The organism is Candidatus Pelagibacter sp. HIMB1521 (genome assembly GCF_052047875.1).
GTDB lineage: Bacteria > Pseudomonadota > Alphaproteobacteria > Pelagibacterales > Pelagibacteraceae > Pelagibacter.
This window is the reverse complement of the sequence record NZ_JBNAIZ010000010.1, coordinates 1-24,670: the sequence shown is the minus strand read 5'-3', so window position 1 is coordinate 24,670 and position 24,670 is coordinate 1. Positions and strand designations below refer to the sequence as shown.

The following is a 24,670-nucleotide window of genomic DNA, read 5'->3' as shown; positions in this document are numbered from 1 at the left end:
TCTTTCCATGTCCACTAATGATTCTGAATTATTTAATGTTGATATAAATAATTATAATGGACCATTAGATGTACTTTTAGATTTAGCAAAAGCTCAAAAAGTTGATTTAGAAGAAATATCTATAACTAAGTTAGCAGATCAATTTCATGAGTATATTACCAATGAAAAAAACTTAAATTTAGAAATTGCTTCTGAATATCTTTTAATGGCTACTTGGTTAGCTTATTTAAAATCAAAGTTACTTTTACCTGGTACCCCTGAAGAAGAATTTAAAGTTCAAGAAGTTGCAGAAAAGTTAAAATTACAGCTAAAAAAATTAGAATTAATTCGATTATTATCTGAACAAATGCTTAAGAGAAAAAGATTAGGTAGGGAGATAAGAACTAGAGGCATGAAAGGAAGTATTAGATCAATTTATAGCACTGAATATAATTTAAGCTTATTTGAACTAATGAAAGCTTACTCAACAATAATAATGACTAAAGATTTTCAAAAAATGAATATTCCAAAACTTCCTGTGTTCACAACAGAAGATGGCATCAAAACAATTAGAGAATTTTTTGGCAAACTATTTGAATGGAAAAAACTTGATGAGTTAATTCCAAGTAATTTTAAAAGTGGTTCAAAATACAAGAAAACTGGTAAGGCTGGAATTTTTGCCGGATCATTAGAATTAGTTAAAGAAGGAAATTTATCAATCAAACAAGACAAATTGTTTGATGAAATATATGTAAAGGAAATAAATGATTAAAAAAGCAAAATCTTCAAAAGATAATGTTTTAAAGTTTCCATCAAAATTATCTGATTTAGATAAAGAGATAGAAGCAATTATTTTTGCGGCAGCTGAGCCTTTAGATGTAGACACTATAGAAAGTAAAGTTTCTAAAAAAGGTAACGTTCCAGAGTCTTTAGAAAAATTAAAACAAGAATATTCCAACAGGGGAATTAATTTAATTTGTATAAAAGATAAGTGGTCTTTTAGAACGTCACCAAATTTATCAAGTTTGATGTTGAAAGAAAAAACTGTTGAAAAGAAACTATCAAGAGCTGCAGTAGAGACATTGGCTATAATTGTTTATCACCAACCGGTTACGAGAGCTGAAATTGAAGAAATAAGGGGAGTTGCTTTTGGTACTAATACTTTAGAGATATTAATGGAATTAAATTGGGTAAAACCAGGTGGTCGAAAAGATGTTCCAGGTAGACCAATTCAGTACATAACTACTGATGATTTTTTAAGTCATTTTAACATACAAAAATTATCTGATCTTCCAACAATTGATGAATTAGGAGCTGCTGGTTTAATTGATAGTTCAAGTGTTGATAATGCTATTTTTGGGACTGGAAAATTTTACAAAGAAAAGCAAGAAGAGAAAAAAGAAGATATTTATTCTAATATAGATGAAATGCTTAATAGCACTCTAGATCCTGAAGAGAAAGAATAGTAAAAAGTAACTTTCAAAATAACCTTAAAAAGGTTATAAGTTTTTTATGAGTATAGGAATTTGGCAAATAGCTATTGTAGTTATATTGGTTGTTTTATTGTTTGGAAGAGGAAAAATTTCAAGCTTAATGGGTGATGTAGCTAAAGGAATTAAAAGTTTCAAAAAAGGAATGGCGTCAGACGTGACTGACGATACAGAGCCAAAAAATATATCTGACGATAACAAAGACTCGGATAACAAAAATTAATTTAAATGCCTACTATCGGTTGGTTTGAAATTTTAATTGTTGTTGCTATTGCAATAATAGTTCTTGGACCAAAGGATTTTCCAGTGATGTTAAAGAAAGCAGGCTCCTGGATTGGATTAGCAAAAAGATACGTTAACAATATTCAAAATGAAGTTTCAAATCTAGAAATAGATGAAGAAAAAATTGATAACGAAATAAAAAAAGAAATTAAAAAAGATGAGTAATGAAGATCAGGAAGGTGGATTTGTAAGTCACCTAACAGAATTAAGAAAAAGGTTAATAAATAGCTTTATCTTTTTATTTATCTTTTTTGTAATTTGTTACTTATTTGCAGAACATATCTATGGTTTTCTTGTTGATCCATTTGCAAGAGCTGTAAAAGAAGACGGCTCTGATAGAAGATTAATATTTACAGCTTTACAAGAGACCTTTTTAACATATCTTAAAGTATCATTCTTCACTGCTTTTTTTGTTACATGTCCATTTATCTTGATGCAAATTTGGAAATTTATTGCACCTGGATTGTACAAACATGAAAAAATAGCAATTCTGCCTTACCTTATATTAACACCAATATTATTTTTTTTAGGAGGCTTGCTGGTTTATTATTTGATAATGCCTCTTGCGATTAAATTTTTTCTTTCATTTGAAAGCACAGGTCTTTCAACAAATTTACCAATCCAATTAGAGGCTAAAGTTAATGAATATTTATCACTAGTTATGAAATTAATTTTTGCTTTTGGTATCAGTTTTCAGTTACCAGTTGTTTTAAGTCTATTAGCTAGAATCGGAATAGTTGATAGTCAATTTTTAAAAGAGAGAAGAAAATATGTAGTTGTTATAATATTTGCAGCAGCTGCATTGTTAACACCACCAGATCCAATTACTCAAATAGGCTTAGCAATACCTTTATTAATTCTGTATGAATTATCAATATTTTCAGTAAAATTTATAGAAAATAAAAATTTACAAAAAGAAGATGCATAACATTAAAGAAATACGAAAAGATTTTTCCAAATTTCAAAAATCTCTTGAAAAAAGAAATTTAGAAGTAGATTTTGAAAAAATTCAAAAGTTAGATGAACAAAATAGAAATTTAATTCAAAAAAAAGAAAGTTTAGAAAAAGAAAAAAAAGATATTTCTAAATCAAAAGATGAGAGTTTGTTTAAGAAATCTAAAGAAATTAGCAAGGAACTCGAGAAAATTGTAGAAGATCAAAAACAAATTAAGTTTGATTTAGATAGTATACTTTCTAGCATACCCAATATACCACATGAAGATGTTCCAAATGGTAAAGACGAAAATGATAACAAAGAAATATTGAAATCAGGAGAGATACCCAATTTAGAATTTAAACCTAAAACACATTACGAATTAGGTGAAAAACTAAATATGCTTGATTTTGATTTAGCTACAAAAACTACTGGTTCAAGATTTGTATTTGTAAAAGATAAATTGGCTCTTTTAGAAAGGGCAATATCAAATTTTATGCTTGATACGCATATTCATCAAAATGGTTATCAGGAAATATCACCTCCACTAATGGCATCAGAAAGCACTATGTACGGCACTGGACAGTTGCCAAAATTTGAAAATGATCAGTTTGAAATTAAATTTGACGAAGGTTCAGATAGAAAATTTTTGATACCAACAGCAGAAGTGATTTTAACCAATATTGTTAAAGATAAAATGATTGATCTTAATAATTTACCAATGAGATTTGTTGCTTCAACTCCTTGTTTTAGAAAAGAAGCTGGAAGTTATGGAAAGGATACAAGGGGCATGATTAGGCAGCATCAATTTTACAAAGTTGAAATGGTAAGCATTGTTGAGAATGAAAAATGTTTAGAAGAATTAGAGAGAATGACAAATTGTGCCACTGACATACTAGATAAATTAGAGCTACCTTATCGAAAAGTAATTTTATGTTCAGGTGATATGGGTTTTAGCGCAGAGAAGACCTATGATATTGAGGTATGGTTACCATCAGAAAATAAATATAGAGAAATATCTTCATGTTCATCTTGTTCGACGTTTCAAGCACAGCGTATGAAGGCAAGATATAAAAATAATAATAAGGAAAATGTTTTTGCAGGTACGTTAAATGGAAGCGGTTTAGCTGTTGGAAGAACTCTGATTGCAATTATGGAAAACTATCAGCAAAAAGATGGTTCTATTATAATTCCTAAAGTTCTAAGACCTTATATGAACAATATGGAATTGATTTCTAACAATTAAAGTTGTTTTAATTAGTTAGATGGTATAAGAATGCCATAATTTAAAGGAGTTTTATGGAAGGTTCAGGAATAGGTCAATTTATACCGCTAATTTTAATTTTTGTTATTTTTTATTTTTTCTTAATCAGACCACAGCAAAAAAAAGTTAAAGAGCATAAAGCAATGGTCGAAGGTTTAAAGAGAGGTGATAAAGTAGTCACATCAGGTGGTATAACAGGAAGAGTAGAAAGATTAATTGATAACGATAAAGTAGAAGTTGAAATAGCTGAAAATGTCAAAGTAGAAATTGTTAAGGCTACAGGTATTCAAAGTCTCTTAAACAATACTCCAGAAGTTAAAAAATAATCAATTAAGATAAGTGCTTTATTTTTCTAAACTAAGAATCTTATTTGTAACTTTATTTTCTTTATTATTTATTTTAATTGCTTCATCAAATTTATTTAAGTTCGATGATAGTTTTTTTAATAAGAAAATAAATCTTGGTTTAGATTTACAAGGTGGCTCTTATCTTCTACTTGAAATTGATAATGAGCCTGTAATTGAACAAAAATTACAAAATTTAACAACCACTATTAGAAATTATTTTAAAGAGAAAAACATCAAAGTTAATAATATTAAAATTGATAATCAAAATATTTTTTTCAATGTTGCTGATTTAGATAAACAAGCAGTACTAGATGTGTTTCAAGATGAAAATAGTGATCTAAATCCTTATTACCCAAGATTTAAATCACATCAACTTGATATCGAAGATAATGGTATCAATTTAAAAGTAAGTTTTTCAAGACAAGGCATAATCAATCTTAAAACTTCATCGCAAGATCAAGCTATAGAAATTGTAAGAAGAAGGGTAGATGAAGTCGGTACTAATGAACCAAATATTTTAAAGAGAGGTAATGATAGAATTCTAGTTGAACTTCCTGGGTTAGATGATCCTCAAAGAATCAAATCACTATTAGGAAAAACTGCAAATCTTACATTTAGATTTGTAACTAATGATGAAAGCGATAGATTTGGTGTTGAGAAGTTAAAATTTGAAGATGGTTTAGAAGAGGCAACAGTAAGCAAAAGAATAATCATAAGTGGTGAAAATCTATTAGATGCACAACCAAAAATGGACACTCAAAACAATCAAACTATTGTGTCATTTACATTAGATAGAGTAGGAGCCAAAAGGTTTGGTAAAGCAACATCTACTGGTATTGGAAAACAATTAGCCATTGTTTTAGATGGAAAAATAATTAGTGCACCTGTTGTGAGAGATACAATAGCAAGTGGATCTGGACAGATCAGTGGCGGATTTACTTTCCAAAGTGCTACAGATTTAGCTTTATTATTAAGATCTGGAGCTTTACCTGCACCATTAGAAATCATAGAGGAACGAACTGTGGGTCCAGATCTTGGACAAGATTCGATTAATGCAGGAATGATTGCTTTAGCTATAGGCTTTTTATTAGTTATTATTTTTATGTTTGTTAAATACAAAGTTTTTGGACTAATCACTAACGTAACTTTAATAATTAATTTATTTTTATTACTTGGTATTTTAACTTTATTTGAAGCAACACTAACTCTTCCAGGTATAGCAGGGATAATTTTGACCGTTGGTATGGCTGTTGATGCAAATGTATTAATTTTTGAAAGAATTAAAGAAGAACTTAAAGATGAAAGTAATAATATTTTAGCTTTTGATGGAGGTTACACAAAATCAAGAACAGCAATTATTGATGCAAATATTACTACTTTATTAGCAGCTATAATTTTATTTTTTATGGGATCTGGTCCAGTCAAAGGATTTGCTGTTACTCTAGGTGTTGGAATTTTTACAACACTATTTTCAGTTTATTTTATAGCAAGATTGTTCACCAGTCTTTATGTGACAAGAAATAAAAATAAGGAAAAACTAATCTAATGATAGCATTCAATAAATACTATAATCACTTTAACATACTATCTATATTCTTAATTGTAGCATCACTTTTATTACTAATTTTTAAAGGTTTAAATTACGGTATAGACTTTAAAGGTGGAACATTGATTGAATTAAGGTCTACAGATAGCAAAATTAGCGTTAGTTCATTGAGAGATAAATTTAATCAAATGGATTTAGGGGATGTTTCTGTTAAAAAATTTGGAAATGATACTGATTTTCTAATTAAATTTGAAAATAAAGATAATAAAAAAAATATTATAGAAGATATTAAAAAAGATTTAGACAGTTCTTTTGGAAATAACTATGATTTTAGAAGAGTTGAAAATGTAGGTCCTAAAGTTAGTGCTGAATTGCTTAAAGCTGGTATCATTGCTATTTCTTTATCTTTAGCTGTAATGCTTATTTATATTTGGATACGTTTCGAGTGGCAATTTAGTTTGGGCGCAATTTTGGCATTATTTCATGATGTAATTGTTACATTGGGAATTTTTTCATTGTTTAGTCTTGAGATTAATTTATCAATTATTGCAGCTGTTCTAACTATTGTTGGTTATTCTATGAACGATACGGTTGTAATTTTTGATCGTGTTAGAGAAAATTTGAGAAAATATTCAGACATTAAAATTTTTGAATTAACAAACATTTCAATTAATGAAACTTTATCCAGAACAATAATAACCTCAGCTACAACATTGTTAGCTTTATTGGCGATATTCTTTTTTGGTGGTGAAATTTTAAAAGGTTTTTCTTTAGCAATGATACTTGGTGTTGTGTTTGGAACCTATTCTTCGATTTATATAGCTAATACAGTTTTAGTGAGATTAAGAGTATCACAAAAAACAGTCTTAAGAGAAGACGATAATAAAACAGTTTAATATAAGTTTTGAGCAGCTACCATTGAAAGCAACATTGGTAGAGATAAAAGAGTATTTGTTCTTGAAAACAACATTGCAGTTTTAGCTGATTTAGCTTTAGTTTCTGGATCAGCTTCAACTATTCCTAAAGCTCTTTTTTGATTTGGCCAAATTACAAACCAAACATTAAATGCCATAACAATTCCTAACCACATCCCAATTCCTATTGCAGTATGTTTTGGAACACCAGATCCAATGCTAAAAGTCATAGCATCATGTAAATATCCATTTAATAGAGCTAAAATTAATCCTGAAAGAACAGTAAACGCAGCTGCCCATCTAAAATAAAATAATGCAGCTGGTGCAATTACTTTTCCAATAGCAGGTTTTTGTTCATCAGGTATTTTGCCCATGTTTGGAATTTGAACAAAATTGAAATACCATAATAATCCTATCCACATTATTGCAACAACAACATGAATGTATCTAAATAACCAACTCCAGAAAAGAGTATCGAATGCAATACCATCATTTAAATAGGAAAGACCTAAAAACAATATAATTGCTAATGCAAGCGATGCATGAATTGTTTTAGATAGTGATGATAATAAACTGCTCATGATTCTTAATTAATATACACTAAATTTAGATTTTTTATAAGTTTTTATATTTAATACAAAAGAGGTTTTAAAAACTGGCCTGTGTAGCTTTCTTTCACTTTGCAAACTTCCTCGGGTTTACCTTCTGCAACAATTTTACCACCTTTAACACCACCCTCAGGACCCATATCAACTATATGATCAGCTGTTTTTATAACATCTAAGTTATGCTCTATTACAACTACGGTGTTTCCTAATTTCACGAAGGTGTGAAGAATTTCTAGTAATTTTTTAATATCGTGCTGATGTAGTCCAGTTGTTGGTTCGTCTAATATGTACATGGTTCTACCAGTTGATCTTTTTGATAATTCCTTAGCTAGTTTAATCCTTTGTGCTTCACCACCTGATAGTGTAGTGGCCTGTTGTCCAATTTTAATGTAACCAAGTCCAACTTTTTTTAAGGTTAATAATTTAGATTTAATATTTGAAATGTTTTCAAAATATTCACAACCTTCATCAACAGACATATCTAAAACATCGGCTATACTTTTTCCTTTAAACTTAATCTCTAAAGTTTCTCTGTTGTATCTAGTTCCTTTACATTCATCACACTGAATATAAACATCTGGTAAAAAATGCATTTCATATGTAATAACACCATCACCTTCACACACTTCACATCTACCGCCCTTAACATTAAATGAAAACCTTCCTGGTTTATAACCTCTAGTTTTAGACTCGGGTAAGCTAGTAAACCAATCTCTTATAGGACCAAAAGCACCAGTATATGTGGCTGGGTTAGATCTTGGAGTTCTACCAATAGGGGATTGATCTATATCAATAATCTTATCAATTAATTCTACACCTTTGTAACCTTTAAAAGCTTTAGGAGTTTTTCTAGCTTTGTTATTAAGTGTTAAGTTTAATGCATGAAATAATGTTTGTAATACTAATGTAGATTTACCACTTCCTGAAACCCCAGTTACACAAGTAAATGTTCCTGTAGGAATTTTAAGATTAACATTGTTTAAATTATTTCCACTAGCACCATTTATTTCTACAAATCTACCATTCTTTGCTAATCGTCTAGTTTTAGGAATTTCAATTTTTTGTTTATTTGCAAGATACTGTCCAGTTATACTCTTCTTATCCTTTTTAAGTTCTTCGTAAGTTCCTTGAGCTATTATTTGACCACCATTCGTTCCTGCTTCAGGTCCAAGATCAATAATATGATCTGCATTTTCCATTGTTTCAGTATCATGTTCAACAACAATTACCGTATTCCCAAGATCTCTTAATCTTTTTAATGCATTTATTAATTTAACATTATCTTTTTGATGTAAACCAATTGATGGCTCATCTAAAACATACAATACTCCTGTTAAACCAGATCCAATTTGTGATGCCAATCTAATTCTTTGGGCTTCTCCTCCCGATAAAGTTCCAGACTCTCTTGAGAGTGTTAAATAATCTAAACCAACGTTAAGTAAGAAATTTAATCTTTCATTTATTTCTTTTAGGACATGCTCTGCAATTTTAAATTGCCTTTTATCTAAATTATTTTCTAAGCTTTTAAACCATTCGGCGGCATCATGAATTGATTTTTTAGCAACCTCACTAATATTTAAATCATTAATCTTAACACATAATGCCTCTTCTTTAAGTCTATCACCATTACAAGCTTCACATGCAGTATCAGATTGATACTCTGCAATTGCTTCTCTTTTCCACTCACTATCAGATTCCAAGAAACGTCTTTCAAGATTATTAATTACACCTTCGAAAGTTTTTTTATATGAATATTTTTCATATCCATCATCATAATTAAATTTAATTTCGTCCTCATCTGAACCATATAAAATTATATCTTTTATTTTTTTTGGAAGCTTTTTCCATTTTTCATCAAGAGAAAATTCATAATGTTTTGCAAGAGAAGCTAAAGTTTGCGCATAATATAAAGTTGTCGATTTAGCCCATGGTTCAATTGCTCCATCTGCTAAACTTTTACGATCATCTGGAACTACTAAATTTGGGTCTACATTTAATTTCATTCCTATACCTTCACATTCTTCACAAGCACCATAGGGACTATTAAATGAAAACAATCTTGGTTCTATTTCTTCGATAGTAAAACCACTTTCTGGACAGGCAAACTTTGTTGAGTAAATTAATTTTTCAATTTTTCTAAATTTTTGAGGAAGTGTTTCATCTTCGTATTCAACAAAAACTAATCCATTAGCTAAATTTACAGCTGTTTCTACACTTTCAGCCAATCTGTTTCCAAGTTTTGAATTAAGTACAATTCTATCAACTAGAATTGAAATATCGTGTTTTAATTTTTTATCAAGGTTAGGAGATTTTTCTATGTCGTATAATACATTATCAATCTTTATTTTTCTAAATCCGCGTCTCTTATAGCTTAAAATATCTTTTTTATATTCACCCTTCCGACCTCTAACTACTGGAGCATAAATATAAATTGTAGATTTTTTTGGTAATTTTTTAATTAAATCAACAATTTGAGTAATAGTTTGAGAGGTTATTGGCTTACCTGTAAAAGGAGAGTAGGGAATACCTGCTCTTGCATAGAGTACCCTCATATAATCATAAATTTCTGTAACAGTTGCAACAGTTGATCTGGGATTTTTTGAAGTGTTTTTTTGTTCAATTGCTATGGCTGGACTTAAGCCTTCAATTAAATCAACATTTGGCTTTTTCATTTTATCTAAAAATTGGCGAGCGTAAGCAGATAAGCTCTCGACATATCTTCTTTGACCTTCTGCATAGATGGTATCAAAAGCTAATGAGGATTTTCCTGACCCAGATAAACCTGTTATCACTACAAATTTATCTTTTGGAATCTCTACAGTCACATTCTTCAAATTGTGTTCTTTAGCACCCTTAATAACTATCTTTTTCATCATATTTTTAGTTGCTTTGAGTCAATAAAATTAATATTCAGAAGAATTGTGATATAAATCTTATTAATTAATTTAACAAATAGTAAAATATTATGGCTGGAAGTTTAAATAAAGTATTATTAATTGGTCGTTTGGGCGCAGACCCTGAAATTAAACAAATGGTAAATGGCAAGAGTGTAGCTAGACTAAGTCTTGCAACCAGTCAAACATGGAAAGATAAAAATACTGGTGAAAGAAAAGAAAAAACTGAATGGCACCGTATAGTTGTATTCAATGAGGGATTAGTAAATGTTGTTCAACAATATCTAAAAAAAGGTGCTCAAGTTTATGTGGAGGGACAACTCACTACACGTAAATGGAAAGATGAACAATCTGGCCAAGACAAGTATTCAACAGAAATTGTTATACAAGGTTATAATTCTTCACTTACCATGTTAGGTGGAGGAAATACAGGTGGTGGAATTCAGAATGACACAACTCAACAAAATAATATTGAGGATTCTTCTCAAGTGTCAAATGATATGGATGACGAAATACCATTTTAATTTCTATGCAAAAAACTGAAGAACCAAAAGATAAGAACATTAATCTAATCTCTATGCATGACGAGATGAGCTCGTCTTATTTGTCTTATGCAATGAGTGTTATTGTAAGTCGTGCATTACCTGATGTAAGAGATGGATTAAAACCGGTTCACAGAAGAATTCTTTATGCAATGTATAAAGGTGGTTATGATTGGTCTAAACAATTCAGAAAATCAGCAAGAATAGTCGGTGATGTAATTGGTAAATATCATCCTCATGGTGATCAATCCGTATACGATGCATTAGTTAGAATGGTTCAAGATTTTTCAATGAGCTTACCTTTGGTTCAAGGGCAAGGTAATTTTGGATCCATTGATGGTGATCCAGCTGCTGCTATGAGGTATACCGAAACAAGATTGTCAAAAGTCTCACAATTTTTAATTGATGATATCGAAAAAAATACGATTAGTTTTAAAAGTAATTATGATGAAACAGAGAAAGAACCTAGCGTTTTACCTGCACAATTTCCAAATTTATTAGTTAATGGGGCCGGAGGTATAGCTGTTGGGATGGCAACTAGTATTCCTCCTCATAATCTTGGTGAGATAATTGATGGTACTTTAGCCTTAATAGACAATAAAGATATTAAAATAAAAGAACTAATGAAACATATACCAGGACCAGATTTTCCAACTGGAGGAGTAATAATCGGTAAAGATATAATTAAACAAGGTTACAACAATGGAAGAGGATCATTTAAAATTAGAGGTGAGGTATCGGTTGAAAGCTTAAAGAATGGTAGAGATAGATTGGTAATTACTTCAATTCCATACCAAGTAAACAAAGCTGTACTAAATGAAAGAATTGCACAATTAGTTAGAGAAAAAAAAATAGAAGGTATTAAAGATATAAGAGACGAGTCTAATAGAGAAGGTATAAGAGTTGCAATTGATTTAAGAAATGGTGTTGAACCAGAAACAATTAAAAGACAACTTTACAAAAACACTCAAATAGAGAGCTCTTTTGGTTTTAACACTTTAGCAATAGTAGAAGGGAAACCAAAAACATGTACATTAAAAGAATTTCTTTCTAATTTTTTATCTTTTAGAGAAGATGTGGTAATCAAAAAAACAAAATTTGATCTTCAAAAAGCGGAGGAAAGAGCTCATATCTTAATAGGTCTATCTGTTGCAGTAGAAAACTTAGATAAAATTATAAAAATCATTAGATCTTCCAAAACACCTGAGGATGCAAAAAATGCTATTCTTAAAACTAAATGGAAAATTAATAAATCACAAAAGCTAATTTCTTTAGTAGAGGGAAAAAAGGGTAAAAATATTTATTCTTTATCTGAACCACAAGTATTAGCTATCTTAGAATTAAGATTACAGAAATTAACAGCTCTTGGTATCAATGAAATTGAAGTTGAGATTAAAAAATTAGCTGAATTAATTGCAAAATATAAAAAAATTATATCCTCTAAAAAAGAACTTTTGAGAGTAATAAGTGAAGAATTAAAAAATATTAAAGAAAAATTTGCAGTTCCAAGAAGAACTAAAATAATTGATGCAGTTTTAAATTACGACATCGAAGAAACAATACAAAAACAATCTGTAATTATCACAGTAACTTTGCAAGGATACATTAAAAGAGGCTCATTAAATAATGTGAAGCAACAAAAAAGAGGTGGAAAAGGTAAATCTGGAATTACTACCAGAGATCAAGACTCTGTAATACAAACTCTATCGGTAAATACGCATACATCAGTTTTGTTTTTTTCTACAGAAGGACTTGTTTATAAAATTAAAGCTTGGAAAATACCTGAGGGATCATCGGCTTCAAAAGGTAAATCCTTATTTAATATTCTTCCGCTAAAGAGTCATCAATCCATTAGTTCAATTATGCCAATGCCTGATGAAGATACAGACTCAAAAAATTATCAAATTATTTTTGCAACAGCACAAGGTAAAGTTAGAAAAAATAGTTTAGAGGATTTTTCTTCAATTAATGCTTCTGGAAAAATTGCAATGAAGCTTGACAACAACGATAAAATTGTTGGTGTTAAAATTTGTAAAGATGACCAAGATATAATTCTAAGTACTAGATTTGGTAAATGTATCCGTTTTGAAGCTAGAAAACTAAGAGTATTTAAGGGAAGATCTTCAAAAGGAATTAAAGGAATTGAACTCGCATCTGGTGATCAAATTGTTTCATTATCAGTAATTGATAACGATAAATTAAATAAAAATGGAAAAAAATCAAAAGATGAAAAATCAGAATTAAAAGCAAAAGAAAAATTTGTTTTAGCAATAAGTGAAAACGGTTATGGCAAAAAGACTTCTCATATTGACTACAGAGTTACTAATAGAGGTGGAAAGGGTATTATTGGAATTATAAATTCTCCAAGGAATGGAAATATAACATCATCTTTTCCAGTGTTTGAAGGTGATGAAATTTTAATATCTACAAATAAAGGAAGAGTTATTAGAGTTGCTGTGAAAGAAATAAGAACTGCTAGTAGAAATACTCAAGGTGTAAGAATTATAAAATTATCTGGTGATGAAAAAGTTGTTTCTGCAATTAAAATTGATGATAATTTAATTTAATGAGTAAAATTGCTATTTATCCAGGAACTTTTGATCCAATTACTTATGGTCATATAGATGTTATTAAAAAAGCACTAAAACTTTTTGATAAAATAGTAGTTGGAGTTTCAGATGTTAGTAATAAAAATTATTTATTTTCATCAGAGGAAAGAATAGAAATTGTTAATAAAGCTTTATTTAAGGATTTAAAATTAAATAAAAAAAAAATTACAGTTGTATCCTTTGGTTCACTAACCACTGATTTGTGCAAAAAATATAAATCAAACATCATTTTGCGTGGTTTGAGAGCTGTATCTGATTTTGAATACGAATTTCAACTTGCTGGAATGAATAGAAAACTTAACCAAAATATTGAGACAATTTTTTTAATGTCAGATGTTGAAAATCAAATCATTTCCTCAAGGTTTGTTAAAGAAATTGTAAAATTAAATGGAAATATTAAAAAATTTACTACCAAAAGCACAATAAAATCTTTAAAAGAAAAATATGAATAGAATTTTATCGTACATATTTATTTTATTTTTTGTTAGTGCAAATCAATTAATAGCTGAGGAGAATATAATGATTTTAAAACTAAAAGATGGTGATGTAAAAATTGAATTATTTGAAGACGTGGCACCAAATCATGTCAAAAGAATAAAAGAATTAGCTAACAGCGGGAAATATGACAACGTTGTATTTCATAGAGTAATCGATGGTTTCATGGCTCAAACAGGTGATGTTAAATTTGGAAATTCAGAGTCTAAAGAATTTGATTTAAGAAGAGCAGGTATGGGTGGATCTGATATGCCTGATTTAGAACAAGAGTTTAATAGTTTACCTCATGACAGAGGCACATTATCTATGGCTAGAGCTCAAGATCCAAATAGTGCAAATAGCCAGTTTTTTATTTGCTTTCAACCAGCTCCTTTTTTAGACAGACAGTATACTGTTTTTGGTAAAGTTGTTGAAGGAATGGAGTTTGTAGATAAAATTAAAAGAGGTGACCAAAATAATAATGGCGCTGTAACAGATCCTGATAAAATTATAAGTTTTAAATCTTTGTAAAATATTAAATGGCATTAAAAAATTTTGCCTTTAAAGTTTTAAACAAAGATAAATTTGCTAGACTAGGTGTTATAGAAACTCATAGGGGTGAGATTAATACACCGGCATTTATGCCTGTTGGTACACAAGCAACAGTTAAAGCTTGTACAATCGACGATATAAAGAAAACTGGATCAGAAATAATACTATCTAACACATATCATTTAATGATCCGTCCTGGAGTGGAAAGAATTGAGTCAGCAGGTGGTTTACATGAGTTCATGAATTGTGATTTACCAATACTTACAGACTCAGGTGGTTTTCAAGTAATGTCTCTATCAAAGTTAAATAAAATAGATCGCGAAAAAGGGGCCATATTTAATTCACACGTTGATGGAAAAAAATTTTATTTAAGTCCTGAAGAAAGTATTAGGATTCAATTAGGCTTAAACTCAGATATTGTCATGATAATGGATGAGTGTCCAAAAAAAACTGAAGATTATGATTTAATAAAAAAATCTATGGATCTATCTTTGTATTGGGCTGAGAGATCTAAAAAAGCATTTGGTAACAACCCTCAAAAAGGTTTATTTGGAATTATTCAAGGAGGATTATTTAAAGATTTAAGATTAAAATCACTTGAAGGTCTTACAAACATCGGATTTGATGGCTATGCAGTCGGAGGATTAGCTGTAGGTGAAACTCAAGAGGAAATGTTTACTACTTTAGATGGTATTAAAGAGCATTTGCCAGAGGAAAAACCTCATTATTTAATGGGAGTTGGTACACCTACGGATATTTTAGGAGCGGTAAAAAGAGGTATAGATATGTTTGATTGCGTTCTTCCAACTAGATCAGGTAGAACAGGGCTTGCTTTTACTTGGAATGGACGGGTAAATATTAAAAATAACAAATACCAACATGACAACACACCTTTAGATCCGAATTGTGAAAATTTAAATTTAAATAAATATTCAAAAAACTATTTAAATCATTTGTTTAATACCAATGAAATATTAGCATCAATGCTATTAACACTTCATAATATAAATTTTTATCAAGAATTAATGTCCGAAATCAGAAAAAATATTATGAATAATACCTTCGATGAATTTCATAATAAATACATTGATAAGTTGTAGTTTAACTAACTGTGCTATTATGTGTACAACTTTGTAATGAAAACCCCTCATTTATAACGAATTCTTTTTATAAAAATTACATTGAACGAATTGAAATATTAAAATTTATCTATATACAAACCATATTCATTTTCATAAAAAATGAATCTTTGTGGGCCGTTAGCTCAGTTGGTAGAGCAATTCCCTTTTAAGGAATGGGTCGATGGTTCGAGTCCATCACGGCTCACCACTATTTGAATTTAACTTATTTCAATTGGTGGATAATCAAGAATTACCTCATTCATCCAATCGTTTAACTGTTTAATTCTTGTATCAGATGAAGGATGAGTACTCATAAATTGAGGAGGTTCTTTACCTTTATTATATTCTTTCATTCTTTCCCAAATTTTAACCGTCTCCCTAATATCATATCCTGACAAAGATGAAAAAATCATACCAAGATAATCAGCTTCACTTTCTTGTTTTCTGCTGAATGGATTCATAATTCCAAGTTGTGCTAACAAACCAACTGTGTCCATACCTGTAGTTCTGTTTATATCTGATAAAACTCCGCCACTTGCGATATCTATAATCCTTGCACTTGTATTAAGCAAAACTCCTCTGCTTGCTCTTTCAACAGAATGTTTAGCAACAGCATGTGCAACTTCATGTCCCATTACAGCGGCTAATCCATTAGTATTTTTTGTGACATCAAGTATACCTGTATAAACAGCTATTTTTCCACCTGGCATGCACCAGGCATTTCTTACTTTTTTATTGTCAATTAATATATATTCCCAATCAAAATTTTGAGTAGGATCGTTCATTTTAGATCTATAAAAATATTCACTAATTGAATCTTCCATTTTTTTTCCAATTTCTTTAATTTCACTTAAAGTTTTTGTGTCATCGCTCATTTTCTCTTTTTCTTTTACTTGTTCATATATCTGAGCAGCTTGAGCATTTAATTTAGCTTCTGGTATTAATTTTAATTGTTTTCTATCAGTTATTGGAGCACTTGCACATGAATGAAGAAGCAAGCTTCCACAACCGCAACCAACGTATGTTAAAAATTTTCTTCTATTCATTTCATTCTAAAATTGATAATAATTAATTATTATGAATCTTAATAATAAAATTTTAGTTGTATTATTTATCATTGCAATAATTTTTGTTACATATTCTAGTTATAGTTAATAAATGAAAGAAACCAAAAAGAAACCTATAAAAAAAAGAGAAATTATAGGTCTATGGTTTTATATTTTATCTTTAAAAATTAGGAATTATTTTTTTACAGGTGTTGTTGTTTTAATCCCAATAGGACTAACTATTTATTTAAGTAAATTTTTAATAAATACGTCTTCAAAAATTTTACCTTCTCAAATAAATCCTAATCATTATTTGCCATTTAATGTACCTGGTTTGGAAATAATTATTTCAATTATTTTCATAACAATCATTGGATTTATATCTTTATCTTACTTAGGGAAAAAATTTCTTCAGTTAATAGACAGTTTATTTAAAAAAATACCGCTCCTTGGAACTTTTTGGTCTGCAATAAAACAAATGTCACAATCGTTTAAAGAAAGTGGCAGCAAAAGTAAAAGCGTTGTCCTTGTCGAATATCCAAGAAAAGGCGTTTGGGCTGTAGGTTTTGCTACAAAAGAAAATTCTGGTGAAATAGCTGAAAAAACAAATCAAAAATTAATAAATGTATTTGTTCCAACAACTCCAAATCCAACAAGTGGTTTTTTGCTAATGTTCCCAAAAGACGAAGTTATATTTTTAAACATGACTTTTGAAGAAGCTTCTAAATTTATTGTATCAGCTGGAACAACAACAACAGAAAAAAATTAAGCGATATCGTTAATTATATCTGCTCTATCATATAATTTAATTAATGGTTTAAACTTACTTAAATTTTCATTTTCAAGTTCAATTCTTTTTATTTCTTTTTCAGCTAATTCAAATAAGTCACTATTCTGTATTGGGTCTGCTAACTTAAAATTTTTAACACCACTTTGTTTAAAACCTAATATATCACCAAAACCCCTTATCTTCATATCTTCCTCAGAAATAACAAATCCATCATTGGTCTCTTTTAATATGTTTATTCTTTTTTTAGCATTTTCACTCAAATTTGACTTAAACATCAGAATACAAGTTGCTTCTTTCTCTCCACGGCCAACTCTACCTCTTAATTGGTGGAGCTGAGATAGGCCAAACTTATTTGCATTTTCAATTACAATTACATTGGCGTTTGGAAAATCTATTCCAACCTCGATAATGGTCGTAGATACTAATATTTTAAATTCTTTTTTTAAAAATCTTTTTAAAATTTCATCTTTTTCATTTATATCTGTTTTTCCATGAAGAATAGAGACTTGTTTAGGGAATAATTTTTTTAAATATTCAAATTTTTGAATTGCAGAAGTATGATCTAATTTTTTAGACTCCTCAATTAATGAACAAACCCAAAATATTTGATTTCCTGAATTAATTTCTTTTTTTATAAATTTAATTACATCGTCAATTTTACTTTCTAATTTACTGTAAGTTTTTATCATTTTACGGTTTTTAGGTTTTTCTCTAATAATTGATAAATCCATATCACCATAAATTGTCATTGTTAAAGTTCGAGGAATAGGTGTGGCAGTCATCAATAATACATCGCAATCATTCCCCCCTTTATCAGATAATCTTTTTCTTTGATTAACACCAAACTTATGTTGTTCATCAATAATAATTAATCCTAATTTTTTAAATTTAACAGTTTTTTGAAAAATAGCATGAGTACCAAAAATTATATTAATCTTATTATTTATTAGTTCGTTGAGCATTAATTTTTTTTCTTTGTAGCTAGACTTACCAGAAATTAACTCTGTTGATATGTTTGATGGAAAAATTTTTTTTGCTAAATTATAATGTTGTCTTGCTAGTATTTCGGTAGGGGCCATAACAGCTACTTGGAAACCAGAATTGATAGTATTAAATGCAGCTAATAATGAGACAATTGTTTTTCCACTTCCGACATCTCCTTGCAATAATCTAAACATTTTGGTTGAGGATGATAAATCTTCATTAATTTCGTTAATCGATTTAAATTGATCGTCAGTTAATGAAAATTCTAATTTATTAATGAGTTGTTTTTGTTTATTTAAATTAATAATTTTATTTTTTTTTTTTACTTTCTTAATTTTCTTTCTTATTTCTGAATTAACTAAAAATGTTGCAAATATTTCATCAAAGGCAAGTCTTTGATAAAAATGATCTTTGTATTTTCCTATATTCTCATGCTTATGTAATTCTTTAATTGCATCATTCCAATTGATATTATTGAATTTATTTAAAATTTTACTTGAGTGCCATTCTTTTAAGTTAGGTAATTTATCTATTATTTGTTTTATGATTTTATTATAAATTTTCTCAGATATTCCCTCAGTTAATGAATATTTATTATGAACTTGTTTAATTAAACTTGAGTCCTCAGATACATACTTAGGGTTGGTAATTTGATATTTATTTTTAAAGTAGCCAATTTTGCCACTTACCGTTATTTCTTTTCCTAATGGTAGTATTTTTTTAATATATCCCTCATAACTATTAAAAAAGACACAATCTAACTCACCTGTTTCATCTGAACATTTAACTCTATTTGGTAATTTTCTAATTCTTGGAAACAAATATTTATTTGCTACAACAGTAACAGTTTGATTTTCACCGACCTTTAAATCTTTTACTTTTGTTGATAAACTTCTATCTGTATAAGCCTTTGGAAGTTTCCAAAGTAAATCAAAAATATTATTTATATTCTTTTTCTTGAGTAAATTTGTTGTTTTTATACCAACACCATTTAAAGCTGTTAGATCAGATAATAAATATTCAAAATTAGTTTTATTATCCATAATAAATTAATTATATTCTAATAATGAGGCTCAATATAGGTGAATTAAAAAAAAAAATTATTTATCGTTCCAATTATCGAGGTACCAAGGAAATGGATAAGCTCTTAGGTGAATTTGTAAAAAAATACATTGATGATTTGCAAAAAGAGGATTTAATTGATTTAGATAAATTTCTTAATATTGATGACACAAATTTGTATAATTTCTATAATGGTTTTGATACTGAATTTGAAATAGAAAAAAACAATATTAGCTTGTTGTTTAAAAATTTTAAATATTAAGATGATGGCGGAGAGACTGGGATTCGAACCCAGGAAAGAGTTGCCCCTTTGCCGGTTTTCAAGACCGGTGCTTTCAACCGCTCAGCCATCTCTCCGTGAGCAAGGTTTTATAATTATAATTATTTAATTCAACCATAAAATAGTCGAAAAAAACTCATTAACGACTAATATCAAAGCCTCATGAACAAAGAATTTAATAAAGGGCTTTTACTTGCTGGATTTGGATCTTTTTGGTGGGGTTTTTTTGGGGTTTTATATTTTAAATATATTACTTTTATTGGTTATATTGAACTAGTAGTTCACAGATGTTTATGGACAACTTTGACTTTAATATTAACAACTTTCTTTTTTTCAAAGTGGGATATTTTTTTTAAGATAATTAAAAGTAAACAAAATCTTGTTTATCTTTTTACGTCAGGGTTTTTGATTTTTATGAATTGGGGTGTATGGATTTATGCAATCGCCACCAACAGAATAATAGATGCGAGTTTTGGTTATTTTATAATGCCAATATTAAGTGTTCTTCTTGGTTATATTTTTTTTAAAGAAAAATTAAATAATAAAAGAATTTTTTCAATTACTTTAGTTATTTTATCAATTTTATATTTAATTTTTGTAAGTCTAAAATCACTTCCTTGGGTTGGTATACTTGTAGCACTAAGTTGGGGCTTTTACAATTTAGTAAGAAAAAAGGTTAATGTTGATACTGATATTGGACTTTTAATAGAAAGTTTATTTATATTGCCAATTGCAATTGGTGCATTCTATCTAATTGCAGTTAATGGTTACAATGATTTCTCGTTATCCAACCCTCCAATGATGTTAATAATATTGTTGGCAGGTCCAATGACGGTAATACCTTTATTTTTGTATGTAAGAGGAGTTGAATTATGTGGATTAGGTCCGACTGGGATGATTTTCTATATCACACCAACTCTTCAATTTTTACTAGGTTTTTTTTATTACGATGAAGTTTTCTCATTTAATAAACTAGTAAGTTTCATTTTAATCTGGATTGCTGTAATAATATATTTGAGAGATTTATATGAAACTAATTAAACTTATACTTATTTTATCTCTTTTTTTTCATTCAAACACTTTAGCAGATATCAATATAGAATTCGAAAAATGGAAAAATAATTTCAAAAAAATTGCTCTAGAAAATAATATTTCTGAAGCAACATTTGATCTAGTTATGTCTAATACTAAGTTTTTACCCGATGTAATTAAATATGATAGATATCAACCAGAATTTTATGAAGATACAAAAACTTACATATCAAAAAGAACCTCTGACCAAAAAGTAAAAAAAGGAAAAAAACTTTATATAGATAATTTAAATTTAATTACCTCTGTTGAAAATGAATTTAACATAGAAAAAGAACTTCTCTTATCATTAATGGGTATAGAAACAAATTTTGGAACCTATGTTGGTAAAATGGACATTCTTTCTTCACTAGCTACATTAAGTTTTGACAAAAGAAGATCAGAATTTTTTACAAAAGAACTTTTAATTCTTTTAAATTTAATTGAGAAAAATCAAATTGATTATAAAACATTATATGGATCTTGGGCAGGTGCTTTTGGTTACTTCCAATTTATGCCTTCTACTATGAAAAATTATGCAACAGATTATGATGGCAATGGTTCAATAAATTTAAAAAGTAACCCTGATGCGTATGCTTCGGCGAGTAATTATTTAAAGAAAATAGGTTGGAAATCTAATGAACCATGTTTTTATAGAATTGATTTAAATAATGATATTCCAAAAAAATATTTAAATATTTCTGCAAAAAAACTACATGATAAGAAACAATTAAAGTTTTTTAGACAATACATTCAGAACAATTCAATTATTTCAAATAATTATGATGAATTAGAAGTTGCAATAATAACACCAGATAAAGATATAATTCCTGATGCGGAAACATTAAATCCAGCTTATGTGGTCTTTAATAATTATGAAATAATTTTACAATGGAATAGATCTTTAAGATTTGCTTTAGCCGTATGCACATTAAAGGATAAATTCAAAGATGAACTTTAAAATAATATTACAATTATTGTTGTTTATTTTTTTTATTGGATGCAAACAATTAGAAACAACTCAAAAAAAAACTATTAAGACAGAACCAGATACATCGACAGCAGAAACAACTTTAAAATCTTCAGATGAAAATGAGGAAGATAGTTCTAAATATATTTTTGATAGAGAGTATACCAACCAAGGCTTTGCATTAATTTACCACGAAAATCTCTTTAATGAAAAAAGCATTTCAAAAAAATTAGATAACAGAGGCTTGTTTATTTTTCATACCAAAATTAGAAAAAATTCTTTTGTGAAAATTACTAACCCTGAAAATACAAAAACTGTTATTGCACAAGTGATATCTAATAAAGCAATTTTTTCAAATTTTTATAATTCAGTAATCACCAAAAGAATTGTTGATGAATTATTGCTTGATGAAAATGAACCCTATGTTGAATTGTCTCTAATTTCTGATGAATCAACTTTTGTAGCCAAAAAAGCTAAAACGTTTGATGAAGAAAAAAAAGTAGCTCAAAAAGCTCCTGTGGATGGAATAACCATAGATAATTTAGGAACTGTAGAGAAAAAGGAATTGCCTAAGACTTCTCAAAGTAATTTTCTATATTCAATTAAAATTGCAGATTTTTATTATAAAGATTCAGCTGAAAATATGATCCAAAGAATTAAGGATGAAACAAAGATAACAAATCCTGTTATAAAAAAATTATCTCAAACAAAATATAGGGTATTATTAGGTCCATTTAATGATATAAAAAAAATTCAAGAGTCATTTGACGAAATAGAAAAACTAAATTTTGAAAACCTAAAAATTATTAAAGATGTTTAAAAAATTAAATTTAATTATTTTAATATTCATTTTATTTGCATCTAAATCATTTGCTAATTTTGATGTGAAAGCAAAAACTGCAATAATTCAAGATTATCATTCTGGTGAAATTCTTTTTGAAAAAGAAGCGGACTTATCAATTTATCCTGCATCCATGACGAAAATCATGACCTCCATCATTGCCTTTGACTTAATTAAGTCAGGAGATTTAAGTATGGATGAAAAATTTATTATTTCAGAAAAAGCTTGGCGATTATCTACATCTGGTTATTCCTCAATGTTTATAATGGTAGGGGACGAGGTCTCAGTTGAAAATTTACTAAAAGGTATAATCATAGCATCTGGTAATGATGCTTGTATTGCATTAGCAGAAGGCATAGCGGGTACTGAAGAAGAGTTTTCAATCTTAATGACAGCAAAAGCTAAAGAATTAGGAATGGACAATACAAATTTTTCTAATTCATCAGGAATTAATCATCCTGATAACAATTCAACAGTTAGAGACATAATGATCATGTCTAGATACCTAATTAAAGAACATCCAGAATTTTATAAAATGTTTGCAGAAAAAGAATTTACTTGGGATAGAACAGGAGGAGATCCAATAACACAAGGTAATAGAAATCCTTTATTATATAAAAATCTTGGAGCAGATGGTATCAAAACTGGTTATTTGGCTGTAGAAAAATATTCATTAGCTTCATCTATAGAGAGAAATGGAAGAAGATTAATTGCTGTTGGTAGTGGTTTTAATTCAAAAAATGCAAGATCAAAAGAAAGTACTAAAATGTTAACTTATGGACTTACAAATTTTGATTTAGTTAAAATTACTGAAGCAAATAAACCTTTTCAAAAGATAGACGTATGGTTAGGAAAAGAAGATACAGTTGATGTATATACAAATGAAGACATTTACAAAACTATTAAAAAAGCCAAAAAAAAATTATTAAAGGTTTCTGTAAATTATGATGGTCCTGTAGAAGCACCAATAAATAAAGATCAAAAAGTTGCAACATTAAAAGTAATTTATGACCAAGAATTAGTAGGTGAGTATGATTTGCTTGCTTTAAAAGAAATTAAAAAAGTAAATTTCTTTTCTAGATTGCTTAAATCATTAAACTACTTAATTTGGGGCGATGTCTAAGAAGCCAATAATTGTTTTTGAAGGTATAGAAGGCAGTGGCAAAAGTCATCATATTAAAATTGTTTCAAGGTATTTCGACAAAAATAAAGTTAAATATTTAAAAATAAGAGAACCTGGAGGAAGTTTAAATTCTGAAAAAATTAGACAATTAATTTTAAATAAGAAATCCAATTTTAATGTAAAAACTGACTTACTTTTATATCTAGCTGCCAGAAGTGAAAATATTAATCTTATTAAAAAATATTATAAAAAAAGAGTTATCTTAATTGATAGATTCATAGACTCTACAATAGCTTATCAGCATTATGGCATGGGTGTTGATATTAAAATTATAAATATAATTAATAAATATTTATTAAAGAATATTAAGGTTAATTTTACATTTCTTAATGTTGTAAATAAAAAAAATCTTTTCTTAAGATTAAAAATGAGAAAATCTTTGAATAGATATGATCAATTTAATAGCAGTTTCTATAATAAAGTTCAAAATGGATTTCTTAAGTTATCAAAACTAAATAAGAAAAAATATAAGATAATTGATTCAAATTCAGATATTAAGATAAATGAAAAATTAATTATCAATCAAGTTAAAAAGTTAATTAAATGAGTCTAAATTCATCTACACAACAGAATTTGTACAAACATCAAGAGATTTTCAAACATTTATCCAAATTATATTTAAATAATAAATTGCCGAATAAAATACTTTTATCTGGTGAAAAGGGTATTGGCAAAGCAACATTAGGTTATCATCTAATAAACTTTGTATTATCAGAAGATGAAGAACATTCTTATGATGTTGAAAATAATAAAATTAATTTAGAAAATAAATCATTCAAACTTATACAAAATAAATCTAATCCAAATTTTAATCTTATAGACGTAGCTGAAGATAAAAAAAACATTGATATAAATCAAATAAGAGAATTAATTGTTAATCTAAATAAATC

Annotated in this window: 25 protein-coding genes, 2 tRNA genes and 1 pseudogene; 23 read left to right on the top strand and 5 right to left on the bottom strand. The window is 28.4% G+C overall.

Annotation, left to right across the window (positions count from 1 at the left end):
* The first annotated feature begins 7 nt into the window (after positions 1-7).
* From ACTTA5_RS05060 to secF, 9 genes are read left to right on the top strand one after another with little or no spacing between them, the layout of a single operon-like run.
* On the top strand, positions 8-751 hold the full coding sequence (locus tag ACTTA5_RS05060; RefSeq protein ID WP_262589225.1) for a segregation and condensation protein A: 744 nt from the start codon (positions 8-10) through the stop codon (positions 749-751).
* Complete coding sequence (scpB, locus tag ACTTA5_RS05055) at positions 744-1,445, top strand: SMC-Scp complex subunit ScpB (protein ID WP_440648420.1); 702 nt, start codon at positions 744-746, stop codon at positions 1,443-1,445. The genes ACTTA5_RS05060 and scpB overlap by 8 nt, the downstream gene beginning before the upstream one ends.
* A 46-nt stretch (positions 1,446-1,491) precedes the next feature.
* Positions 1,492-1,692, top strand: coding sequence for a twin-arginine translocase TatA/TatE family subunit (gene tatA, locus ACTTA5_RS05050; protein ID WP_262589223.1), 201 nt, complete (start codon positions 1,492-1,494; stop codon positions 1,690-1,692).
* A 5-nt stretch (positions 1,693-1,697) separates the two neighbouring features.
* The gene (gene tatB / locus ACTTA5_RS05045) at positions 1,698-1,916 is read left to right on the top strand and encodes a Sec-independent protein translocase protein TatB (protein WP_440648418.1); all 219 of its coding nucleotides are present in this window, start codon (positions 1,698-1,700) and stop codon (positions 1,914-1,916) included.
* Positions 1,909-2,679 carry a twin-arginine translocase subunit TatC gene (gene tatC, locus ACTTA5_RS05040; protein ID WP_440648416.1) on the top strand — a complete coding sequence of 257 codons (771 nt, stop codon included), beginning with the start codon at positions 1,909-1,911 and terminating at the stop codon, positions 2,677-2,679. Before tatB ends, tatC begins: the two co-directional genes overlap by 8 nt.
* Complete coding sequence (serS, locus tag ACTTA5_RS05035; protein WP_440648414.1) at positions 2,672-3,931, top strand: serine--tRNA ligase; 1,260 nt, start codon at positions 2,672-2,674, stop codon at positions 3,929-3,931. Before tatC ends, serS begins: the two co-directional genes overlap by 8 nt.
* Positions 3,932-3,984: 53 nt before the next feature.
* A complete protein-coding gene (gene yajC / locus ACTTA5_RS05030) occupies positions 3,985-4,275 on the top strand; it encodes a preprotein translocase subunit YajC (protein WP_262589219.1) in 291 nt (96 codons plus the stop codon).
* A gap of 13 nt (positions 4,276-4,288) precedes the next feature.
* On the top strand, positions 4,289-5,842 hold the full coding sequence (gene secD, locus ACTTA5_RS05025) for a protein translocase subunit SecD (protein WP_440648412.1): 1,554 nt from the start codon (positions 4,289-4,291) through the stop codon (positions 5,840-5,842).
* Complete coding sequence (secF, locus tag ACTTA5_RS05020; RefSeq protein WP_440648410.1) at positions 5,842-6,738, top strand: protein translocase subunit SecF; 897 nt, start codon at positions 5,842-5,844, stop codon at positions 6,736-6,738. Before secD ends, secF begins: the two co-directional genes overlap by 1 nt.
* Here the strand turns inward: secF and ACTTA5_RS05015 are convergent.
* Together ACTTA5_RS05015 and uvrA are read right to left on the bottom strand one after the other, a co-directional pair.
* Entirely contained in the window at positions 6,735-7,337 is a 603-nt protein-coding gene (locus ACTTA5_RS05015) for a urate hydroxylase PuuD (RefSeq protein ID WP_262589216.1), read from the bottom strand. The genes secF and ACTTA5_RS05015 overlap by 4 nt on opposite strands.
* A 50-nt stretch (positions 7,338-7,387) precedes the next feature.
* Positions 7,388-10,240 carry an excinuclease ABC subunit UvrA gene (gene uvrA, locus ACTTA5_RS05010; protein WP_440648408.1) on the bottom strand — a complete coding sequence of 951 codons (2,853 nt, stop codon included), beginning with the start codon at positions 10,238-10,240 and terminating at the stop codon, positions 7,388-7,390.
* Positions 10,241-10,329: 89 nt separating this feature from the next.
* On the opposite strand from uvrA, the gene ssb reads away from it, so the two are divergent.
* The 6 genes from ssb to ACTTA5_RS04980 all read left to right on the top strand — a co-directional run bounded on the left by ssb (position 10,330) and on the right by ACTTA5_RS04980 (position 15,764).
* Positions 10,330-10,782, top strand: coding sequence for a single-stranded DNA-binding protein (gene ssb / locus ACTTA5_RS05005; protein WP_262589214.1), 453 nt, complete (start codon positions 10,330-10,332; stop codon positions 10,780-10,782).
* 5 nt (positions 10,783-10,787) lie between these two features.
* Positions 10,788-13,367, top strand: a complete 2,580-nt coding sequence (gene gyrA / locus ACTTA5_RS05000) for a DNA gyrase subunit A (protein ID WP_440648406.1) — start codon at positions 10,788-10,790, stop codon at positions 13,365-13,367.
* On the top strand, positions 13,367-13,861 hold the full coding sequence (gene coaD / locus ACTTA5_RS04995) for a pantetheine-phosphate adenylyltransferase (RefSeq protein ID WP_440648404.1): 495 nt from the start codon (positions 13,367-13,369) through the stop codon (positions 13,859-13,861). The genes gyrA and coaD overlap by 1 nt, the downstream gene beginning before the upstream one ends.
* Positions 13,854-14,414 (top strand): peptidylprolyl isomerase, encoded by a 561-nt coding sequence (locus ACTTA5_RS04990; protein WP_440648402.1) that lies wholly within the window; start codon positions 13,854-13,856, stop codon positions 14,412-14,414. Before coaD ends, ACTTA5_RS04990 begins: the two co-directional genes overlap by 8 nt.
* Positions 14,415-14,422: 8 nt before the next feature.
* On the top strand, positions 14,423-15,535 hold the full coding sequence (gene tgt / locus ACTTA5_RS04985; RefSeq protein ID WP_440648400.1) for a tRNA guanosine(34) transglycosylase Tgt: 1,113 nt from the start codon (positions 14,423-14,425) through the stop codon (positions 15,533-15,535).
* 153 nt (positions 15,536-15,688) lie between these two features.
* Positions 15,689-15,764, top strand: a tRNA-Lys gene (locus ACTTA5_RS04980).
* 10 nt (positions 15,765-15,774) lie between these two features.
* On the opposite strand, the gene ACTTA5_RS04975 is transcribed toward ACTTA5_RS04980, so the two are convergent.
* Positions 15,775-16,602: a M48 family metallopeptidase gene (locus ACTTA5_RS04975; RefSeq protein ID WP_440648398.1), complete on the bottom strand. Its 828-nt coding sequence runs from the start codon at positions 16,600-16,602 to the stop codon at positions 15,775-15,777.
* A gap of 112 nt (positions 16,603-16,714) precedes the next feature.
* Here ACTTA5_RS04975 and ACTTA5_RS04970 point away from each other — a divergent pair, with 112 nt between their 5' ends.
* Entirely contained in the window at positions 16,715-17,371 is a 657-nt protein-coding gene (locus ACTTA5_RS04970; protein WP_440648396.1) for a DUF502 domain-containing protein, read from the top strand.
* Here ACTTA5_RS04970 and recG read toward each other — a convergent pair.
* The gene (gene recG, locus ACTTA5_RS04965; RefSeq protein WP_440648394.1) at positions 17,368-19,419 is read right to left on the bottom strand and encodes an ATP-dependent DNA helicase RecG; all 2,052 of its coding nucleotides are present in this window, start codon (positions 19,417-19,419) and stop codon (positions 17,368-17,370) included. The genes ACTTA5_RS04970 and recG overlap by 4 nt on opposite strands.
* A 23-nt stretch (positions 19,420-19,442) precedes the next feature.
* Between recG and ACTTA5_RS04960 the strand changes: the two genes are divergently transcribed.
* Positions 19,443-19,700 (top strand): succinate dehydrogenase assembly factor 2, encoded by a 258-nt coding sequence (locus ACTTA5_RS04960; protein ID WP_440648392.1) that lies wholly within the window; start codon positions 19,443-19,445, stop codon positions 19,698-19,700.
* A gap of 5 nt (positions 19,701-19,705) precedes the next feature.
* Here ACTTA5_RS04960 and ACTTA5_RS04955 read toward each other — a convergent pair.
* Positions 19,706-19,795, bottom strand: a tRNA-Ser gene (locus ACTTA5_RS04955).
* 85 nt (positions 19,796-19,880) lie between these two features.
* Here ACTTA5_RS04955 and rarD point away from each other — a divergent pair.
* The 6 genes and pseudogenes from rarD to ACTTA5_RS04925 all read left to right on the top strand — a co-directional run.
* Positions 19,881-20,759 (top strand): EamA family transporter RarD, encoded by an 879-nt coding sequence (gene rarD / locus ACTTA5_RS04950; RefSeq protein WP_440648390.1) that lies wholly within the window; start codon positions 19,881-19,883, stop codon positions 20,757-20,759.
* Positions 20,746-21,747 (top strand): lytic murein transglycosylase, encoded by a 1,002-nt coding sequence (locus ACTTA5_RS04945; protein WP_440614373.1) that lies wholly within the window; start codon positions 20,746-20,748, stop codon positions 21,745-21,747. Before rarD ends, ACTTA5_RS04945 begins: the two co-directional genes overlap by 14 nt.
* The gene (locus tag ACTTA5_RS04940) at positions 21,737-22,576 is read left to right on the top strand and encodes an SPOR domain-containing protein (RefSeq protein ID WP_440648388.1); all 840 of its coding nucleotides are present in this window, start codon (positions 21,737-21,739) and stop codon (positions 22,574-22,576) included. Before ACTTA5_RS04945 ends, ACTTA5_RS04940 begins: the two co-directional genes overlap by 11 nt.
* A complete protein-coding gene (locus ACTTA5_RS04935; RefSeq protein ID WP_440648386.1) occupies positions 22,569-23,720 on the top strand; it encodes a D-alanyl-D-alanine carboxypeptidase family protein in 1,152 nt (383 codons plus the stop codon). Before ACTTA5_RS04940 ends, ACTTA5_RS04935 begins: the two co-directional genes overlap by 8 nt.
* Positions 23,713-24,327 carry a dTMP kinase gene (gene tmk, locus ACTTA5_RS04930; protein ID WP_440648384.1) on the top strand — a complete coding sequence of 205 codons (615 nt, stop codon included), beginning with the start codon at positions 23,713-23,715 and terminating at the stop codon, positions 24,325-24,327. Before ACTTA5_RS04935 ends, tmk begins: the two co-directional genes overlap by 8 nt.
* Positions 24,324-24,670, top strand: a pseudogene (locus ACTTA5_RS04925) (AAA family ATPase); the annotation flags it as partial. The gene tmk and the pseudogene ACTTA5_RS04925, both read left to right, overlap by 4 nt.

Bases quoted from the DNA above. Each gene is read 5' to 3' on its own strand.
- gyrA (WP_440648406.1), top strand. From the start codon at position 10,788: ATGCAAAAAACTGAAGAACCAAAAGATAAGAACATTAATCTAATCTCT.
- recG (WP_440648394.1), bottom strand. From the start codon at position 19,419: ATGGATAATAAAACTAATTTTGAATATTTATTATCTGATCTAACAGCT.
- secF (WP_440648410.1), top strand. From the start codon at position 5,842: ATGATAGCATTCAATAAATACTATAATCACTTTAACATACTATCTATA.
- uvrA (WP_440648408.1), bottom strand. From the start codon at position 10,240: ATGATGAAAAAGATAGTTATTAAGGGTGCTAAAGAACACAATTTGAAG.
- tatB (WP_440648418.1), top strand. From the start codon at position 1,698: ATGCCTACTATCGGTTGGTTTGAAATTTTAATTGTTGTTGCTATTGCA.
- ACTTA5_RS04990 (WP_440648402.1), top strand. From the start codon at position 13,854: ATGAATAGAATTTTATCGTACATATTTATTTTATTTTTTGTTAGTGCA.
- ACTTA5_RS05060 (WP_262589225.1), top strand. From the start codon at position 8: ATGTCCACTAATGATTCTGAATTATTTAATGTTGATATAAATAATTAT.
- rarD (WP_440648390.1), top strand. From the start codon at position 19,881: ATGAACAAAGAATTTAATAAAGGGCTTTTACTTGCTGGATTTGGATCT.
- coaD (WP_440648404.1), top strand. From the start codon at position 13,367: ATGAGTAAAATTGCTATTTATCCAGGAACTTTTGATCCAATTACTTAT.
- serS (WP_440648414.1), top strand. From the start codon at position 2,672: ATGCATAACATTAAAGAAATACGAAAAGATTTTTCCAAATTTCAAAAA.
- ACTTA5_RS05015 (WP_262589216.1), bottom strand. From the start codon at position 7,337: ATGAGCAGTTTATTATCATCACTATCTAAAACAATTCATGCATCGCTT.
- ACTTA5_RS04970 (WP_440648396.1), top strand. From the start codon at position 16,715: ATGAAAGAAACCAAAAAGAAACCTATAAAAAAAAGAGAAATTATAGGT.
- ACTTA5_RS04960 (WP_440648392.1), top strand. From the start codon at position 19,443: ATGAGGCTCAATATAGGTGAATTAAAAAAAAAAATTATTTATCGTTCC.
- yajC (WP_262589219.1), top strand. From the start codon at position 3,985: ATGGAAGGTTCAGGAATAGGTCAATTTATACCGCTAATTTTAATTTTT.
- tatA (WP_262589223.1), top strand. From the start codon at position 1,492: ATGAGTATAGGAATTTGGCAAATAGCTATTGTAGTTATATTGGTTGTT.
- tgt (WP_440648400.1), top strand. From the start codon at position 14,423: ATGGCATTAAAAAATTTTGCCTTTAAAGTTTTAAACAAAGATAAATTT.
- ACTTA5_RS04945 (WP_440614373.1), top strand. From the start codon at position 20,746: ATGAAACTAATTAAACTTATACTTATTTTATCTCTTTTTTTTCATTCA.
- tatC (WP_440648416.1), top strand. From the start codon at position 1,909: ATGAGTAATGAAGATCAGGAAGGTGGATTTGTAAGTCACCTAACAGAA.
- tmk (WP_440648384.1), top strand. From the start codon at position 23,713: ATGTCTAAGAAGCCAATAATTGTTTTTGAAGGTATAGAAGGCAGTGGC.
- ACTTA5_RS04940 (WP_440648388.1), top strand. From the start codon at position 21,737: ATGAACTTTAAAATAATATTACAATTATTGTTGTTTATTTTTTTTATT.
- scpB (WP_440648420.1), top strand. From the start codon at position 744: ATGATTAAAAAAGCAAAATCTTCAAAAGATAATGTTTTAAAGTTTCCA.
- ssb (WP_262589214.1), top strand. From the start codon at position 10,330: ATGGCTGGAAGTTTAAATAAAGTATTATTAATTGGTCGTTTGGGCGCA.
- ACTTA5_RS04935 (WP_440648386.1), top strand. From the start codon at position 22,569: ATGTTTAAAAAATTAAATTTAATTATTTTAATATTCATTTTATTTGCA.
- ACTTA5_RS04975 (WP_440648398.1), bottom strand. From the start codon at position 16,602: ATGAATAGAAGAAAATTTTTAACATACGTTGGTTGCGGTTGTGGAAGC.